Here is a 17,277-nt window from a genome sequence, read left to right as displayed (position 1 = left end):
CGTGTTTCAGGAATGAGAAATGTTATGGAAAGAAAGCAAATCAGGATTCTTTGTTTCGGAGTAAAGTTCATAAATGGGATTGTATGGATATTCGTTTTTGATATTAATATAAGAGTTTGAGTCTCATTTATTTTCGATAGCTGGATGAAATAATGTATTTGTACTTCATCATCGTATTCGTGGATTTTGTGAATTTTGACTGATTATTTCACGGCAAAGATAGGACTCTACGTTGGTTGTCCTATTAAAAAGATGAAATATTTTAAACCGGAAAACTGAAGTTGTAGGGGTGAGTATGAAAAATAGGCTAAAATATCCCGGTTTTGACTCTTTAGGATTAGAGAAAGTATGTTTTTTGTGCAAGTTTTGCCGAAATGTTAAATAGAAATGGTGTGGATTCAAATATAAGTTGTATAATTGCAAACGATTCTGAACGAGTTGCTTTTTGTGTTTCGCATTTACTCATAATTAATACCGAAATCTATGTCAAGTACCTCCGAAACCGGCCATGCTAAGAACGTAGCAAACTTCGCTACCCTGCACACCTTCATCCTCGGATATGGTGAAGCCTACAATCCATCCAAAGAGTCCCTCAAAGCGGCCATGATTCAGGGTCTGGTGACCTCTTCGCAGAACTCACTCGAGCTGGTGAATACCGCTGAGGCTGCGAATAAGGTAGCATCCGATATTCGCCGCAATGCCTTTGATCCGCTAAGCGCCTTGTGCTCCCGTCTTTCCGGAGCCATCGAAGCCTCTGATGCTTTGCCACAGACGGTGGAGGGTGTGAAGGCGGTTATCCGTAAAATCAGGGGTGTGCGTACCTCTTCCAAACTGACCGATGAAGAAAAAGCGGCCCTGATTGCTGCCGGCAAAGAGGTGAATGAAATCTCGGCTGCCCAGACAAGTTTTGACAACCGGATTGACAACCTTGACAAACTGATAAAACTGCTTGTTGCAGCAGGATTTAACCCCAATGAAGCTGAACTGAAAACGGAGGCTTTGAATACTTTGCTCGCTAGGTTGAAAGCATTGAACTCAGATGTGGTCTCTTCCGAGGCGAATCTCAAGAATGCCCGCTTACAACGGAATCAACTCCTTTATACCGATGAAACCGGGCTGGTCGATGTGGCTGCCAAGGCAAAAAGTTACATCAAATCGCTCTTTGGCGCATCGAGCGTACAGTACAATCAGGTATCGGGATTGGAATTCCGCGCATATAACTAGAGGAAAGACCTATTTTCCCTATGCAATCACGCGATTGCCGTCGTAGCTGATTGTTTTCCGGGCCGCAGTTTTATAACCCTTCACTGCGGCCCTTTTTTTTGTCTTTTCAGGTTGGTAAATTCCATCGTTATCTATTTATTTTACTCCCGTGAAGCTTTTATTCGCATCGACGTTGCTTTATTATGCTTTGCGCTTTCTTTAATTGGGATCAGAGCTGCTATATTTTGTGTTGGGGCCGCCTTAATTCACTTCGGGGTTACTTTATTTTGTATCGGGTCTGCTATAATTTGCGTTGGGGGAGCCATATTTTGGACCGGGGTGAATTGAATAAACTCCGGGGTAAACAAAAACCTGATTCACTCTGCTATTTTCCTTTGCTCTACTTTCCCGTTTCTTAAAATCATTGTGTAGTTTTGCAATGCACGCATGCAGATAGCTTTCGAAGGTTCCCGAAAGTCTCGCTCCGGAAGTCTTTTTCGATATTGGAGAAAAAAATCCGTGCCAATCAGTCGCATCTGTGTCAACCGCGTGCCATTTTCTTAAATCATTAAAGTAAAATTCATGTCCATTCAACTCAATAATATATCCAAAAGCTACGACGAGCGTCAGGTCTTACATTCCGTCGGATTTGACATCCCGAAAGGGGAGGTGGTCGCTTTCCTGGGGCCTAACGGTGCCGGTAAATCTACTACGATGAAGATCATCACCGGACTGCTGGCTGCTGATGAAGGTACTGCTAAAGTGTGCGGGATAGATGTCTCAACCGACCCGATGGCCGTTAAGCGACTGATTGGGTATTTGCCCGAGAATAACCCGCTTTACCCCGATATGTACGTGCGTGAATATTTAGAGTTTGCGGCCGGATTTTATCCAATGAAGGGAGACGCAAAACAACGCATCGACCAATTGATCGAACAGACGGGCCTGACGAAAGAGCAAACCAAGAAAATCGGCCAGCTTTCCAAAGGTTACCGACAGCGTGTGGGACTTGCCCAGGCGTTGATGCACGACCCCGAAGTACTCATCCTGGATGAACCTACTACCGGTCTCGACCCGAACCAGTTGATTGAAATCCGCAACTTCATCCGCGAACTGGGCCGTGAGAAGACCGTTATCCTCTCCACGCACATCCTGCAAGAGGCTGCCGCTATGTGCGAGCGCACCATTATTATCAATGATGGAAAAATCGTGGCCGACGACCTGACCGAACGTCTGCTTCGTACCGGTGCCAATCGTCAGAGCATTGATGTGGAGTTTCTGAATGAAGTTTCGGTGGAAGAGCTGGAGTCTTTGGCTGATGTGATTAATGTGGAAAAGGTTTCCGGAAAATACTATCGCCTCACCGCGGAGAGTGATATCCGCGAATCATTGTTCCGTACCTCCGTCGAAAAAGGATGGGTAATCCTCACTCTGACAAGAAAGGAATTCACCCTTGAAGAACTCTTTGGTCGCCTGACGCAGAAGGGATAACAGGGAATATCTACATTTTTTCAAACTACTGAAAAAAGCGAAAAACATCTCCCCAGGGAGTTTGTTTAATCTATAGACAATGACATGACAGGTAAGAGAATGACGGGGAGACAGGCCGTTGTTTGAGGTCAATAAAAACCTAAAATAATGAAGAAACTCATCATCGCCGCGGATGACAAAATTCCGGCGCTCAAAGGACTCATCGAGAATTATGCGGAGGTGACCTACCTTCCCGCCAAAGGATTTAACCGCGATACGATAAAGGATGCCAACGTCTTGTTGGTTCGAACCCCCACCAAGTGTAACCGTGAACTGCTCGAAGGTAGTGCGGTGGAGTTTATCGGTACGGCCAATATCGGTTTCGACCACATCGACCGTGAATATTGTGCCGCTCATCACATCGAGTGGGAAAATGCTCCGGCATGTAATGCCGATTCTGTTACCCAGTACATTCTGGCTACTCTGATGCATCTTTCTAAGACCCGCATCAAACTCGAAGGAAAAACCATTGGTATCATCGGTGTCGGTAATATCGGGACCCGCGTAGCCCGTGTGTGCGAAGCGCTGGGCATGCGTGTCTTGCTCAACGACCCGCCCCGTGCCCGCAAAGAGGGCAAGGATGGTTTTGTCGATTTGGAAACAATCGCCAATGAAGCGGACATCATCACTTTTCACACCCCGATGGTGCGTGCGGGAGAGTTCCAGACCTTTCATTTGGCAAACGAATATTTCTTCCACCAGTTGAAAAAACACCCATACATCATCAATACGGCCCGGGGAGGGATTATTGATGAAACGGCGTTGCTGCATGCCCTGAAATGTAGCCTGGTGGAAGGTGTTATTATTGATTGTTGGGAAAATGAACCGGAGATTAACCGCGAATTGCTGAAGGAGGCCATTCTGGCAACGCCGCACATTGCAGGATTCTCAACTGACGGAAAGCTCAATGCGACCCGCATTACGTTGGAAAATGTATCGGAATTCTTCGATGTGCCGATTGATATCAGCAGCATCGTTCCTCCAGCTGCGCCTCATCCGCTTATTGACCTGCGTGAAAATGTCAATTACCGCATAGAGGAAGCCATCCTGAAAACGTATGATATCGAACTCGATTCCCGCCGTCTCAAGGAAGACCCGGGCATGTTCGTTTCATTCCGCGATAATTACTACCTCCGTCGCGAACCTAAAGCTTATCAGGTAATAGGGGCTGTAGGAAAAGAGAAGGAGCTGCTCGGGAAACTGGGATTTCAGATTATTGAAGAATAGTTGCTGTTTTACACCTGACAGGTTTTTTAAAACCTGTCAGGTGTTTGATTCAACAAAAAAACGGAAGTAAATCACATTTACTTCCGTTTTTTCTTCTTATAGTGTTTCGAGTCCCCCCATTCGGCAAATCCCACTTCGTTATCCGCCAGTTTTACCCGCACTTCGATGCACCGGGTGCAATCGTCGGCATTTTCATCGGTGCAGGGCTTATTTTCATAGAGCTTGTAATCATTTCGGTAAATGCCGGGAGTGATATTGGGCATGATGATGTTGGCTCCGGTGCGGATCACTTTTTCCCTTCCCAGCTTATCAATCGCCTGCAATGCGGTGGTCGCTGCGATGTTGATATCCTTCATCATGATGCGGAGGATGGCCACCATATTTTGCGTCATGTCAAAACGCTTTTGTAACGGCCAAAGAGTCTCTTTGTAGGCATATAGCGGAGTCTCCTGATGTTCGATGTATGGCCCCATACCGCACATGTCGATGTCCAGATCCCGCATAAAGAGCAAATCATTGGCCAGATGTTCGACCGTTTGGAATGGCAGCCCCACCATTACTCCGGTTCCCACTTGGTAGCCGATTTTATTGAGCAACATCAGACAATCCACACGGTGTTGATAACTGTGATTTTCATCATTCGGGTGAATTTTTGCGTATAACTCCGGCGTCGAACTTTCGATGCGCAACAGGTAACGGTGCGCTCCGGCCTTAAACCACCGGCGATAAGTCTCTTCACTCTGTTCGCCGCAGGAAAGTGTAATGCCCAGTTCCCCGTCGGATAACTTTTTAATCTCCTGTAGAAGTCGTTCCACATGTTCTGTAAATACAGGGCTGACGATTTCACCGGATTGCAACACGATGGAGCCGAACCGCTGCCCGTAAGCGTATTTCGCCGCTTCCAGAATCTCCTCATCCGAAACCGAATAGCGATGCACCGATTTGTTGTCGTACCGGATGCCGCAGTAGAGGCAATTTTTTGCGCATCGGTTGGAGAACTCAATCAGCCCCCGCAGATAGACCACGTTGCCCACTTCCGCCTCTTTGACTTCGGCGGCACGTCGGAGCAGCAGCTGGCGCTCTTCGCCCTCCGCGTTGAGGAGTTCAATTAGGTCCTCGCGGGTGAAGGTCCCTTTTTGGAGAATTGTTTCAATCATTTTATAGGGTAGAATCCTTATCACAGAGTGACACGGAGGTTTTTTACAGAGAACCACAGAGTTGATTTTAATTTCTCTGTGGTTCTCCGTGTCTTGCTCTGTGGAGCTCTGTGGTGAAAATAGGCTATTTGTTTATTCGTTGATATGGGCAAATGGAGCCGTCACCCGGTCGAAAATACCGTGCAGATAAGCAATGGCCATGCCGTAGTTGGTCACGGCAACGCCCTTGTCGGTAGCCATCTTCAGTCGGTTGATAATTTGTTTACGGGTGACCATGCAACCGCCGCATTGCAGTACCAGCGCGTATTGGCTCAGGTCTTGCGGAAGCGGTGCATTTCCGGAAACAACATCAAACTCCACGTTTTTCTTCGAAAACTCACGAATCCAGCGCGGAAGTTTCACCCGGCCAATATCATCGCAGGTGACCTGATGGGTACAGGATTCGAGGATGAGGATCTTATCTCCGTCGTTGAGGTGCGACAGCTTGACAGTTCCTTTCATGAAGTTGGCGAAATCACCTTTAAACCGGGCAAAGACAATGCTGAATCCGGTTAGCGGAATATCTTTCGGGACTATCCTGGATACCAGTCCAAAGGCCTGGCTGTCTGTGATGACCAATGCCGGACGGATACCTGTTTTCAGAAAATCCTCCAGTTCAGTTTCTTTCACCGTCACGCAAATCGCATCATGGTCAAGCACATCGCGCAGGGCCATCACCTGAGGCAGAATCATGCGACCTTCCGGTGCCGCGAGGTCAATCGGGGTCACCAGCAGCACCACATCTTTCGGTTTAATCAAACCTTCGAGCAGTTGTGGCTTTACAAATGCAGTGGTCGGAATGACCGGTTTGAGCGCTTCGATGATTTTGTCCCGCATGGTGAGGTCGATGGTGTTAGTCTCGATGACCGGAGCTTCAGTCACTGCGCGGATTTTCTTCAGAGTCTCGGTTTGGAGCTCTTCCAGGTCGCTTTTCTGGTGCAGAATCACGTAAGGGACACTGAAGTTGTTGAGTTGTTCAATGAGCTCAATCTCTTCTGTGTTAAATGAGTTATGCGCCATTACCACCAAGGCAGCATCAAGTGTTGGCAGTACTTGTTTGGTGCGCTCTACCCGTTTTGCTCCCAATGTTCCTTCGTCGTCGATCCCGGCGGTGTCCACGAGGATAGCCGGACCGATTCCGAAAATCTCTACCGATTTCTTCACAGGGTCGGTTGTCGTACCTGCCTGTTCCGACACGATAGCTACATCCTGGCCCGAGAGCAGGTTGATCAATGAGCTTTTGCCCAGATTCCGTCGGCCAAAAATGCCGATATGCGGTTTTAAGTCTTTTCCTTTCATAACAATAAGGACCCCACCCCTCCCGATAGTTATTCGGGACCTCCCCAAAGGGGAGGGGGAAGAGATGCGGGTGTATTTATAAGGTTCAATAATTGAGCTTTTTTCATCGCTTGCGTCTTGCTCCCCCTCCTTCGGAGGGGGCAGGGGTGAGGTTCTAGAAGTATAAATCCCGTTCTCCCGATTTTATCCGCTCCAGTCTTTCTTTCAACTCCTCCTCCATCTTTGGTTCCAGCGATTCCATATTTTTCCGAATCACCGCCCATCCCTTTTCGGCAATTTCCGGTTTGGCATAATCGGTGAGGTATTCCGCCAGAGTCAGGATAGCATTGGGCGTACAGAAGCGTTTGATAAATCCCGGAACGGAGAATTCCATAAAATGCTCTCCCGTGCGTCCCATACGATAACACGAGGTGCAGAAGGAGGGCAGCATATCCTGTTCGAGTAATTCCTCCACAATCTCACCCAGGGAGCGGCTGTCGTTGATGCGGAACTGCTCGCGGCGCAGGTCTTGAGGTATCTCTTCCACAGAGGCATAGCTGCCCAGTTCGAGTTTGGTGCCGCCATCGATTTGCGAGACGCCGAATTGCAGGAGCTCATTGCGCAATGCCACCGGTTCGCGGGCCGTGAGTATCATGCCGGTATAGGGTACGGCCAGTCGCAAGATAGCAATTAACCGGGCAAAATCTTCATCGCTAACGAAATATTTATCACCCAGCTTCAGGTTGTTGGCATCTTTGATACGGGGAAAAGAGATGGTGTGTGGGCCGACGTTATAGCACGCTTCGAGGTGGTTGGTGTGGCGCACCAGCGCCATAATTTCGTATTTCCAGTCGTACAGACCAAACAGCGCGCCGATTCCCACATCGTCAATCCCGGCTTCCATCGCCCGGTCAAGCGAAGTCAGGCGGTAGTTGTAGTCCGACTTCTTGCCACCGATATGGTACATTTTGTAAGCTTCGGGATGATAGGTTTCCTGGAAAATCTGGTACGTACCAATGCCCGCCTCTTTGACCACCATAAAGCCTTCAATCTCCATCGGGGCAGCATTGATATTGACCCGGCGAATTTCACCGTTGCCTTTTTTGACACTGTAGGCCACCTTTACGGTGTGGGCGATGTATTCAGGACTGTAGTCTTTGTGTTCACCGTAAACCAGGATTAGTCGTTTCTGGCCGTTATCCTCCAACGCTTCAATTTCGTTGATAATCTCCTGGTCGCCCAGCGTTACGCGGACAGTCTCTTTGTTTGAAACGCGGAATCCGCAGTAGGAGCAGTTATTCGAGCATTTACTTCCAATATACAAAGGGGCAAAAAGAACAATACGATTTCCGTAGATCTGCTGCTTGAGTTCGCGGGCGCCTTGCTTGATTTCCTCAATCATATCCGGTTCGTCGGCATTTAGCAGTGCGGCAGTTTCTGCCAGTGTCAGTCTGTTTTTGGCTAATGATTTGGCGATGATTTCCCTGACGCGGCTTTTGTCCGGCTTTTCGTTTTGAAGATATGTTTCTATTTCAGCCGGGTCGATGAACGGTTTCATCGGCTCGTCGGAAATGTTGTATTTTTCGGGGGTAAATTTCATGCTGTGAAAGTGTGTATTTTCGATAGGGTATAAACACCAAGTCGAATGATATGTTTATAACAACATTCTATTTCAATCAGAGGTGTCTTTCATTTAATGCTCATTACAAATATAGATCAAATCATTTTTCCTTAATCGGATACTCTGTTAATCTATGGTAAGACTCCATCGGCGGTCCGTAAAAAGCGAATGTCGAAAGCCGGGAGTATATTCATGATGCGTTTGCATTGATTTGAAATTAGCTGACAATGAACAAACAAACTCTCATTTCTATTCTATTTATACAGAATTTACCATGAATCCATTTACAGATGAAGTTTGCTGTGATTCTTCTGTCATTCTGGATGTTAATTCCGCAAATAGAAATTTCGGGGAAATCCAAAAAAATCGCTTCAATACCATTCGAAGTGGTGGGCTCGTATATTGTAATAAAAGCCAGAATCAATAAATCATCTCCTCTTAACCTGATTCTGGATTCCGGAATTCGCTCCACATTGATTACAGAACTGACTGCTAAGGATAGTGTGTCGCTCAATTATTCGCAAAATGTGTTCCTGAAAGGATTGGGTGTTGGTAATCAGTTACAGGCTTTTACCAGTACGGGAAATGATATTGATATCGGAAAAATCAGGTTGCAAAATCAGTCTTTATATGTGCTGGCTGAAGATGTGTTCAATCTTTCCAGGCATACCGGTACTAAAATAAACGGATTGATTGGCTCTGATTTTTTTCAGGGGCATGTCGTGGAGATTAATTATGACCGTCGCCGCATTGTGTTTTATGAAGATGAAGGCTTCATAGCACCCAAAAAATATTCACCGCTGGAATTGGACGTTGAGGGGTTGAAAATGTTTGTGCATATACAGGTGGTTGATCCCTCGGGGCACACCAAAACAGTAAAGATGCTCGTCGATACCGGGGCTGAACTGGCGGCCTGGTTTCGGGCTTATGGTGTATCGCCTGTTGCCCTGCCGAAGAGCTCGATCCATGGCTTTATCGGTCAGGGATTGAATGGTGAGATTACCGGATTTATAGGTCGTATTCCGCGGATTAAAATTGGCAGTGCGGTCATCTTTAATCCGGTCGTCTCTTTCCCGGATTCCACTTCAATTGCAGATGTTTTTACCGAGTCGCAACGGGACGGGACAATTGGGAGTCAGATATTGAGCCGGTTTAATCTTATTTTCAATGAGCCGGACAATACGTTGTATGTCAGACCGAATGCGAGGTTTAGTGATGGATGGTCCTATAATATTGCCGGCATTGAGTTAGTGCAGATGGATCCTTTGTTGCGATTGTCTGAAGTATTGTACGTGTGGGCAAACTCTCCGGCGGAGAAGGCGGGTGTGCAAAAAGGAGACCGCATACTGGAGGTAAATGGAAAGAGAGGTTTTGATACGGATATCAATGAGATAAAAGGAATGTTTGAAGTGAGCTCGAAAAGGCCGATGCGTATGATTTTATTGCGTGGCGATAAAACTGTGTCTGTCGAGATTGATATGAAAAGTAAGCTTTAAACATATTCAAAAAACAACATTGGCCAGAGGATTCCGCTGGCCAATGTTGTTTTAAGGGCTATTGAAACACAGGATGATGTACTTTTCCAATGAATAATATTGTGTTGCTGTTCTTTTCCCGGATCAGGAATAAAAACGGTCGGTCAACGGTGATAAATCCCGGGCCTACAGAAGTGACTGTGATTTCCACAGAGGTAACAGCCGCGGCTTCTCCTCCGTTTTCATCAATCTGCACGAATGTTTTTTGTTTCACTTTGGAGACGGACAAAGGGAGTTGTTCCTCAAAAAGGCTCGGGAGTTCGGCTGTGTCCGTGAAAGCTCTTTTCATGCCCATTGTCTTGAGCAGATCATTCATGTCACGGTTGAATGAAAAATTAAACTTCGGCATTTTCAGGGAAACATAGCGCGGCTCGCTGCTTGCAGCAGGTTCTTTCGCTAAGATAGTCTGAAGTTTATCATTGTCGAATTCGCCGATAAATTCATCCAGCGTTTTTGCCCCGTTTGGCATGATTACTGTGAATGAATATCCTCCATTGCCAAACGGAATATCGATGAATTGTACCGAGTTGTCATAATACATCCAGGCCTCCATCTTTTCGCTCTGCATCATATCCACCTGAATGACGCTTCCGTCATCTTTAGTGAAACCTGCCTTTTGTGTTTTTGCTTTATCAAACTTTGTCTTCCAGTCTGATTTAAAATAGACGGCATTCAACAAATACATAACTACATCCGATGCAATTTTCTGGTCGTCAATGATGGTGGGAATTTTGCCTTTTGTCTGGTTGCTTACCCAATTGTTGATTGTTTTTACCGCTCCGGTACCTGAAAAATCGAGGGACTGCACTTCAGCGCTGTAGAAGTTTCGGAGTGTATTGGCAAAAGAGCTTTTGATATGGAGCTCCAGTCTGGCCCAGACGGAATTGGCTATATTCAGTGTAACGCTGTTATCTACCTGAAGAAGGTACTCTTTCAGGCTTTTGAAAGATTCATTGATTTCCGGGTCGCTCATGGTTGATATACGCAGGGCGTCCTTGATTTCCTGTTTGGTGGTTCCGTCGGCTCCGTTGATCAGCATGCTCAGCGCGGCATGTGCGCTAATCGGGGAAAACGTCACGTTGGTATCTTTTTTAGCTGCTGATAGCAGTTTGAAGTAATCGAAGCAAAACCGGTTAGAAGATGAAATAACCGCTTTCTCACCGGCACGCATTTCCCGGATATTCGGTGTCGGGTTTGACTTGTTGCTGTTTTTGTCGCAGGATTGGAGGTGTAATCCTGTAATGAGTAGAATTGTGAGAAATAGAATTTTTTTCATGGTCTTCATTTTTATGGTAAAGTGATATAAATGAAGACGCAGTTTGGAGGGGAAATGTTGCAGGAAAGTTTGAATTCGTTGACTTTAGGGCAAAAAAAAGAGCTGTTCATCTATTTTCTTGAGAACAGCTCCTTTAATTTTGTGTTTGTTTGATTATAAGGTTCCATACATGTGGATTTAAAGGTTACTTTACTTCATTGATATAGAAAGCTAAACTTTCCGGTGTAAGGTCTCTTGCTACTACTTTACCGCTTGCGTCAACCAGGTAGTTGCTCAGGCTTTTGCGGACTTTGTAAGTTTTGTAAGCATCTCCGTACACATCGTCTTTAGCGATATCGCTGGTTTCGTAAGCCAGTTTCAATGGTTCAAATGCAACGGCTACCATCTCGATTTTAGCGGTTTTAGCGTTTTTCAGCTCTTTTGCCAGGCTTGCCACGCTTGCTTTTGAGGCAGCATCACTGTTTGACCAGAAGTTAATCAGCGTGTATTTAGCTTTTGCTACTGACACTCCCCGAAGAGAAGTTTTTACATCTAAAGCTTTTTCAGCTCTTTCTTCACTTTTAGCTGCTACTGTTACACTGAGAGCGGCTAACACTACGAACAATTTTGTAAGTTTCATAATCATAAATTTTAGTTTGACATTTTATCAGTGCTTTCCATTACTTAAAAGTACTGATTGCAGATTATCTGCCTTCGTTTGTAATTGACTTTGCTTTCTAATTACACTGCAAAGATAAAGTGTGTTTGTTACATTTATACTACATGGTGGGTTAAAAAATAAAAAACACAAACAGACAAATATGTTTTACGGCATATTTGGCGCTTTATGTAGTTGATATTGGTGTGTTGTGCAACATGTTAATACAACATGTTTGGTTCCTGTTTTGTTCAGCGTTACTGTGTGGATAAAAGTGATGCGTTGAATGTGTGTGAGATTTATGTTGCTGTGGGTTTTCAAAATGTAATTGAAATGTTTTGTTTCATGACAAAATGATTTGATAGATGGGTGGGTACAGATAAGTGTGATTGTTGTAAATCACTAAGCCATCTGTATAGAGGTGTTTCCCTGCTATATTTATACTTTCGTCAGTCCGGTAGTTGCTGAGTGTATTACGGGATGCGTGTGTTGGCTTATTGTTGTTGTATATATCATTGCAGGTATTTAGCCAATTAAAGTGTACCGCTTTAGTGAACCCGGAATTGACAAAGATATTTCCCTTCATAGAGACAGTGTTTCGGACTGTTTGTTATAATAGTGTACGCAAGAGGTGATTTTCACGAAAAAATATGCTATGTTTGTGAGTAAATAGTTTTCTTTCAATTGATTTTTATACCTGATAATGAAAAAAGGAGTTTGTCTACTCTTCATTTTTTTCTCGCTGATTGCATTTTCACAGACAGAATATAAGTTCAGAGTTTGGCTTAAAGACAAAAACGGCTCTCTCTTCAGCATTGTAAATCCTGAAAGTTTTCTTTCCCGAAAGTCCATAGAACGAAGAGTCAAGCAGAATATAGCGATTGACTCAACCGATTTGCCTGTTTCTGAACTGTATCTTAGTCAAATCAGGGGAACGGGAGCAAAAGTTGTGTCCAAAAGTAAATGGATGAACAGTGTTGTTGTGTCCTCAAATGACAGTAGCCTGATACAACTAGTCCGCAATCTTCCCTGTGTGACTGCGACAGAGTGGGTATGGGTAGGACAGACCGGTTCGCAGAAACTGTCACTCCGAAACGAGAGCTTTGAAGACCAGCAAAAGGCTACTTCCACCATGGATGAGTATGGCTATGGTTTTGAACAGATAAAAATCAGCAACGGCAATCTTCTGCACAATGCCAATTACCGGGGCGAGGGTATGACCATCGCTGTGATTGATGCCGGATTTTTGAATGCAAATGCTGTTACTTCCCTCAGTAAGACTCAAATATTAGGCACAAAAGACTTTGTGCAGCCTGAAGGGAATCTATTCACCGGTGACCGTCATGGCGAAATGGTGCTTTCGGTCATGGCTGCAGTGGATTCATTTCGTTTTATAGGCTCGGCTCCCAAAGCCTCCTTCTGGTTGCTGCGTTCAGAAGATTCAAGTTCGGAGTTTCCTGTGGAGGAGGATTACTGGGCGGCTGCTGCAGAATTTGCCGATAGTGTGGGTGTGGATTTGATTAATACCTCGCTGGGATATTCCACGTTCGATGTGGCTTCGATGAATCATACCCATGAGCAGCTCGATGGAAAGACCATCTTTATTTCACGGGAAGCGCAGAAAGCAGCTGATAAAGGGATACTGGTCGTAATCAGTGCCGGGAATGAAGGGAATAAGCCCTGGGAAAAAATCAATGCACCGGCAGATGCACGCGATGTGCTGACCGTTGGAGCTATCAATAGTTCGTCACAAATTGCAGCCTTCAGTTCGCTGGGCTATACCGCCGATAACCGTGTCAAACCGGATGTGGTGGCAGTAGGAGAGGGCACATACCTGATTGACCAGAATGGTGCGCTGACCACTTCTAACGGAACCTCTTTCTCGGCTCCGCTGACTACGGGACTGACTGCTTGCCTGTGGCAGGCGTTACCGAAACTGACCAATAAAGAACTTATAGACCTGATTCGTAGAAACTCTTCTTTCTTTAAACAGCCCGATAACCGTTACGGTTATGGCGTTCCCGATTACATGGGGGCGTACCTGAGTACCATTCAGGGACTTCCTCCGGTATTGTCCGAAAACATAGAGGTCTTTTTTAAACCCTCTAAAAGTCTTTGTATTAAGAATCTGCCATTGAGTGATAGCCTCTATACTACCCACCTTTATACTGCCTGGGGGCAAATGGCATTGTGTGATAAATTTAACGGAACGGAAAAATTGTTGAATACCAATCGCCTGCCTAAAGGAATGTATATTGTCTGCATCGAAAACAAGAACTTCCGTTTCATGACTAAAGTGCTCAAATGAACGATATCCTCTCCCTTGTCGAACTAAATAACCTGATCAAGCTAGCGCTGCGGGAATGTTTTCCCGATAGTTACTGGGTGCGTGCCGAACTGAGTGAGGTGCGGACTTCCGGGCCGGGACATTGCTATGTAGAGTTTGTAGAGAAGGATAGCCGCAGTGGTAATATTATTGCTAAAATGCGCGGCAACATTTGGGCAAATACCTTCCGGGTAATAAAACCGTATTTTGAGGAGGAGACGGGACAACCTTTTACCAGTGGCATTAAGGTGATGGTAAAAGTTAATGTCGATTTCCATGAAGTCTATGGTCCCAGTCTGACGGTGCTTGACATTGATCCCTCCTATACGGTGGGTGACATGATGCGCCAGCGGTTGGAGATCATCAAACGGCTGAAAGAAGAGGGCATTTTTGAAAATAATAAAGCCCTGGAACTTCCTGATGTGACGCAACGCATTGCCGTGATCTCTTCGGCTACGGCGGCCGGGTTTGGTGACTTTACCGACCAGCTTCTGAAAAACAGTCACGGGTTCGTTTTTTATCCAAAACTTTTTCCTGCCCTGATGCAGGGAGCCCAATCCGAGGCATCCATCTTATCTGCATTTTCCAAAATTGAAAAATATCGGGAGCACTTCGATGCCGTGGTGATTATCCGCGGTGGAGGAGCGGTCTCTGAATTGGGTTGCTTTGATAGCTATGCCATAGCTAAGCGGGCGGCTGAATTTTCCTTACCCGTGATTACCGGCATTGGACACGATCGTGATGAATCGGTGCTTGACATGGTGGCGCATACCCGTATGAAGACGCCTACCGCGGTGGCTGAATTTCTGCTTTCACGCATGGAGGAGCAGGAGGATGACTTGCTTTCGGCACAGGATTTTATCCTGAATAAGGCGAGCCAGCGTATCCTGAACGAAACCTATCGTCTGCAAAACCTTTCGCATTACCTCTCGTTATCGACCAGCAGGCATTTGCAAAATGAACACCTCAAGCTTAACCGCTTCGAAAGCCAGTTGCCGCTCTTTACCCAGAATGTACTGACCCTTCAGCAGAAGCATTTACCCGAACTGGAGCAACAGATTGCATTGGCTATTAATCGCCGTATCGAGAAAGAGCAGCAAAAGCTCCATCTGGCTGAGCAGATTATCCGACTTTCGTCCCCTGAAACCATTTTGAAGAAAGGCTATTCCATTACCCTGAAAGAGGGTAAAGCGGTTCGTTCTTCTGGCGAACTGACCGTTGGAGATGCGCTGACCACCTTGCTGGCAGACGGAGAGATTACCAGTATTGTTTCTGAAAAATCCTGACACATGGAAAAATTTGACCTCAATATATTGGGTACCGGCTCGGCTTTGCCCACCACCCGCTTCAATCCCACCTCGCAGGTGGTGAATTTCCGCGATAATCTCTTTATGATAGATTGTGGCGAAGGGGCGCAGACGCAATTGCGCAAGATGCAACTGAAGTTCAGCCGGCTCAGCCACATTTTTCTCTCACATTTGCACGGTGATCATTGTTTCGGATTGATGGGTTTAATCTCTACGCTCGGCTTGCTGGACCGTACCGGTGAACTGGTGGTGCATGCCCATCCCGATGCTGAAAAAGTCTTTCGTCCGCTGCTCGATTATTTTTGTGCCGAGCTTCCCTATAAAGTCATCTTCAATCCCATTGCCCCGCAGAAACACGAGCTGATTCTGGAAGAACGTTCGCTGCGGGTCTATTCCATTCCCCTGAAGCACCGTGTGCCTACTTGTGGATTCCTATTCGAAGAGAAACCCCGTCCACGCCATATTATCCGTGAGATGACCGACTTTTATCAGGTTCCTGTAAGAGATATGAACCGCCTGAAGGATGGCGCTGACTTCGTGCGTGAGGATGGAACGGTTATCCCCAACGATAATCTGACCCGACCGGCTGAGCCTACGCGCAAATATGCTTATTGCTCAGATACTACTTACCACAAGTCCATTGTTCCGATTATCGAGGGTGTCGATTTGCTTTTCCACGAAGCCACTTTTCTGGAAAAGGAGAAAGCCCGTGCAAAACAGACCATGCACTCCACCGCTTTACAGGCTGCAAAAATAGCCCAGGCTGCCCAGGTGAAAAAACTCGTCATCGGCCACTTTTCTGCTCGGTACAATGACTTGAATGTCTTGCTCGAAGAGGCTAAAACGATTTTCCCCGAAACGGTGCTGGCAGAGGAAGCTAAATGCTATCCCATATAGAAAATATTGCAGACGTAAGTGACTGGATGGCTTCAAGTCATCCAATCACTATTTCGCAAAAGCAACATAACCGTTTTACCCTCTGAGAGCATCTTCTGTATTCTTCTCGTTTCGGTCTGTTTCGCCGTCCCCATTTCCCCTGTTGTATTTACCTTTCCCAATTCTATTCCAATATTTGGCACCAGTGAATAACCGGAGGCATATCTTCCTTTTCAGTCTTATCGGCATTCATCCTCCATTCGAATCGTTTACAGTTGGCAAATGCGGAGCGCATTCATTCTAAAAAAGGAATGCTTTCTTTTTTACTCTTCAAATGTGGCATTAATTCAACGGTTTCTTCAAGGATTGCTTATAGGTTGGTTATAACTTGCAATAAGGTTTAATATAGCTAGTCCTTTCTTTTACTCATACATTCACCATAGATATCCATAGATATCCATGGGATAACCTATAATCAACCTATATTCAAGTATAGGGAAAGGTATAGGAAAGGGTGGGCAAAATGTCTTCAGACTGCCGTGTTATGTTCGATTTTTATAGTGGAACTGCGAATTATAAACAGAGGTCCGGTTCGCAGTAAGTAAGCGACAATAAAAACAGGAATGTGGTTTCAGTAATAAGTCAGCGATTGCACAAGTATAATGTGGGTGGTGAGGCAGGATAATCGGAAAGGAATGGTTATTTTTGAAGGTCGTTCGGGAATTCAAATATTTTGGTGTCGATATTTAACGTTAAGGTAGAGCCGGAGGCCTTGGTTTTATGACGACGAAGGCATAGCCATTCGCCGAACGGCAGACTGCAGTTTCTTGATGTTGGTGTGAATTTTGATGCAGGCTACGGCGAACCAGGGTTTAATTACCGGAAAGCCACATAGAGAGGATATCCTCTTCAAGGGCTGTCGCTATTTTGCGACAAGAGTAAGAGTTGTTCAGGTATGCAAAAAGAGCACTTTAAGCAACATACGGAGATGATAACTGCTTGTTCCGCTTCCTTTATCAGTTTTTAAACCTAAGGATATAATAATTGATCAACTATTGTATTGATCAGACAAACAGGGTCCCTTCTTTTATTTTATCAGTGATTTCGGGAACAGCGTGCTTTGACCCTGTGGATAATCTTTAAAGACTTGTTTATTCTTTGTTGTCCTCATGCTCTAAGTTGCTAATTTCCGAGCTGATTACAATGACTTCGATTGGGATAATAATAAGAGAGGGCATCCTTATGGGACACCCTCTTCTTGGCAT

Annotated in this window: 12 protein-coding genes and 1 pseudogene; 7 read left to right on the top strand and 6 right to left on the bottom strand. The window is 45.6% G+C overall.

All coding sequences use genetic code 11. The annotated features are described in order from the left end of the window. The first annotated feature begins 483 nt into the window (after nucleotides 1-483). From MLE17_RS04480 to MLE17_RS04470, 3 genes are all read left to right on the top strand, one after another. Nucleotides 484-1,224, top strand: a complete 741-nt coding sequence (locus MLE17_RS04480; RefSeq protein ID WP_243347440.1) for a hypothetical protein — start codon at nucleotides 484-486, stop codon at nucleotides 1,222-1,224. 561 nt (nucleotides 1,225-1,785) lie between these two features. Continuing rightward, the gene (locus tag MLE17_RS04475) at nucleotides 1,786-2,694 is read left to right on the top strand and encodes an ATP-binding cassette domain-containing protein (protein ID WP_243347439.1); all 909 of its coding nucleotides are present in this window, start codon (nucleotides 1,786-1,788) and stop codon (nucleotides 2,692-2,694) included. Between the two features lie 147 nt (nucleotides 2,695-2,841). Continuing rightward, the gene (locus MLE17_RS04470; protein WP_243347437.1) at nucleotides 2,842-3,960 is read left to right on the top strand and encodes a DUF3410 domain-containing protein; all 1,119 of its coding nucleotides are present in this window, start codon (nucleotides 2,842-2,844) and stop codon (nucleotides 3,958-3,960) included. Nucleotides 3,961-4,037: 77 nt separating this feature from the next. Here the strand turns inward: MLE17_RS04470 and hydE are convergent, their stop codons facing one another. The 3 genes from hydE to hydG all read right to left on the bottom strand — a co-directional run bounded on the left by hydE (nucleotide 4,038) and on the right by hydG (nucleotide 8,034). After that, on the bottom strand, nucleotides 4,038-5,117 hold the full coding sequence (gene hydE, locus MLE17_RS04465; RefSeq protein ID WP_243347436.1) for a [FeFe] hydrogenase H-cluster radical SAM maturase HydE: 1,080 nt from the start codon (nucleotides 5,115-5,117) through the stop codon (nucleotides 4,038-4,040). A gap of 132 nt (nucleotides 5,118-5,249) precedes the next feature. Then, nucleotides 5,250-6,455: a [FeFe] hydrogenase H-cluster maturation GTPase HydF gene (gene hydF / locus MLE17_RS04460; protein WP_243347435.1), complete on the bottom strand. Its 1,206-nt coding sequence runs from the start codon at nucleotides 6,453-6,455 to the stop codon at nucleotides 5,250-5,252. Between the two features lie 154 nt (nucleotides 6,456-6,609). Beyond that, entirely contained in the window at nucleotides 6,610-8,034 is a 1,425-nt protein-coding gene (gene hydG / locus MLE17_RS04455) for a [FeFe] hydrogenase H-cluster radical SAM maturase HydG (RefSeq protein ID WP_243347434.1), read from the bottom strand. 311 nt (nucleotides 8,035-8,345) lie between these two features. Between hydG and MLE17_RS04450 the strand changes: the two genes are divergently transcribed. Then, nucleotides 8,346-9,551 (top strand): aspartyl protease family protein, encoded by a 1,206-nt coding sequence (locus MLE17_RS04450; RefSeq protein WP_243347431.1) that lies wholly within the window; start codon nucleotides 8,346-8,348, stop codon nucleotides 9,549-9,551. 58 nt (nucleotides 9,552-9,609) lie between these two features. Here MLE17_RS04450 and MLE17_RS04445 read toward each other — a convergent pair whose 3' ends face one another. The 3 genes from MLE17_RS04445 to MLE17_RS04435 form a co-directional block, all read right to left on the bottom strand. Then, the gene (locus MLE17_RS04445; RefSeq protein ID WP_243347430.1) at nucleotides 9,610-10,866 is read right to left on the bottom strand and encodes a serpin family protein; all 1,257 of its coding nucleotides are present in this window, start codon (nucleotides 10,864-10,866) and stop codon (nucleotides 9,610-9,612) included. A gap of 184 nt (nucleotides 10,867-11,050) precedes the next feature. Continuing rightward, nucleotides 11,051-11,485, bottom strand: coding sequence for a hypothetical protein (locus MLE17_RS04440; RefSeq protein WP_243347429.1), 435 nt, complete (start codon nucleotides 11,483-11,485; stop codon nucleotides 11,051-11,053). Nucleotides 11,486-11,846: 361 nt separating this feature from the next. Continuing rightward, nucleotides 11,847-12,089 (bottom strand): hypothetical protein, encoded by a 243-nt coding sequence (locus tag MLE17_RS04435; protein WP_243347428.1) that lies wholly within the window; start codon nucleotides 12,087-12,089, stop codon nucleotides 11,847-11,849. Nucleotides 12,090-12,206: 117 nt separating this feature from the next. Between MLE17_RS04435 and MLE17_RS04430 the strand changes: the two are divergent. From MLE17_RS04430 to MLE17_RS04420, 3 genes and pseudogenes are all read left to right on the top strand, one after another. Further along, a pseudogene (locus MLE17_RS04430) lies at nucleotides 12,207-13,550 on the top strand (S8 family peptidase); the annotation flags it as partial. A 257-nt stretch (nucleotides 13,551-13,807) separates the two neighbouring features. Continuing rightward, the gene (xseA, locus tag MLE17_RS04425) at nucleotides 13,808-15,115 is read left to right on the top strand and encodes an exodeoxyribonuclease VII large subunit (RefSeq protein WP_243347425.1); all 1,308 of its coding nucleotides are present in this window, start codon (nucleotides 13,808-13,810) and stop codon (nucleotides 15,113-15,115) included. Nucleotides 15,116-15,118: 3 nt separating this feature from the next. Continuing rightward, nucleotides 15,119-16,033 carry a ribonuclease Z gene (locus MLE17_RS04420; protein ID WP_243347423.1) on the top strand — a complete coding sequence of 305 codons (915 nt, stop codon included), beginning with the start codon at nucleotides 15,119-15,121 and terminating at the stop codon, nucleotides 16,031-16,033. Nucleotides 16,034-17,277: the final 1,244 nt, after the last annotated feature.

The organism is Parabacteroides sp. FAFU027 (assembly GCF_022808675.1).
Classification (GTDB): domain Bacteria; phylum Bacteroidota; class Bacteroidia; order Bacteroidales; family UBA7332; genus CAXXIC01.
This window is presented reverse-complemented; position numbering and strand designations above follow the sequence as displayed.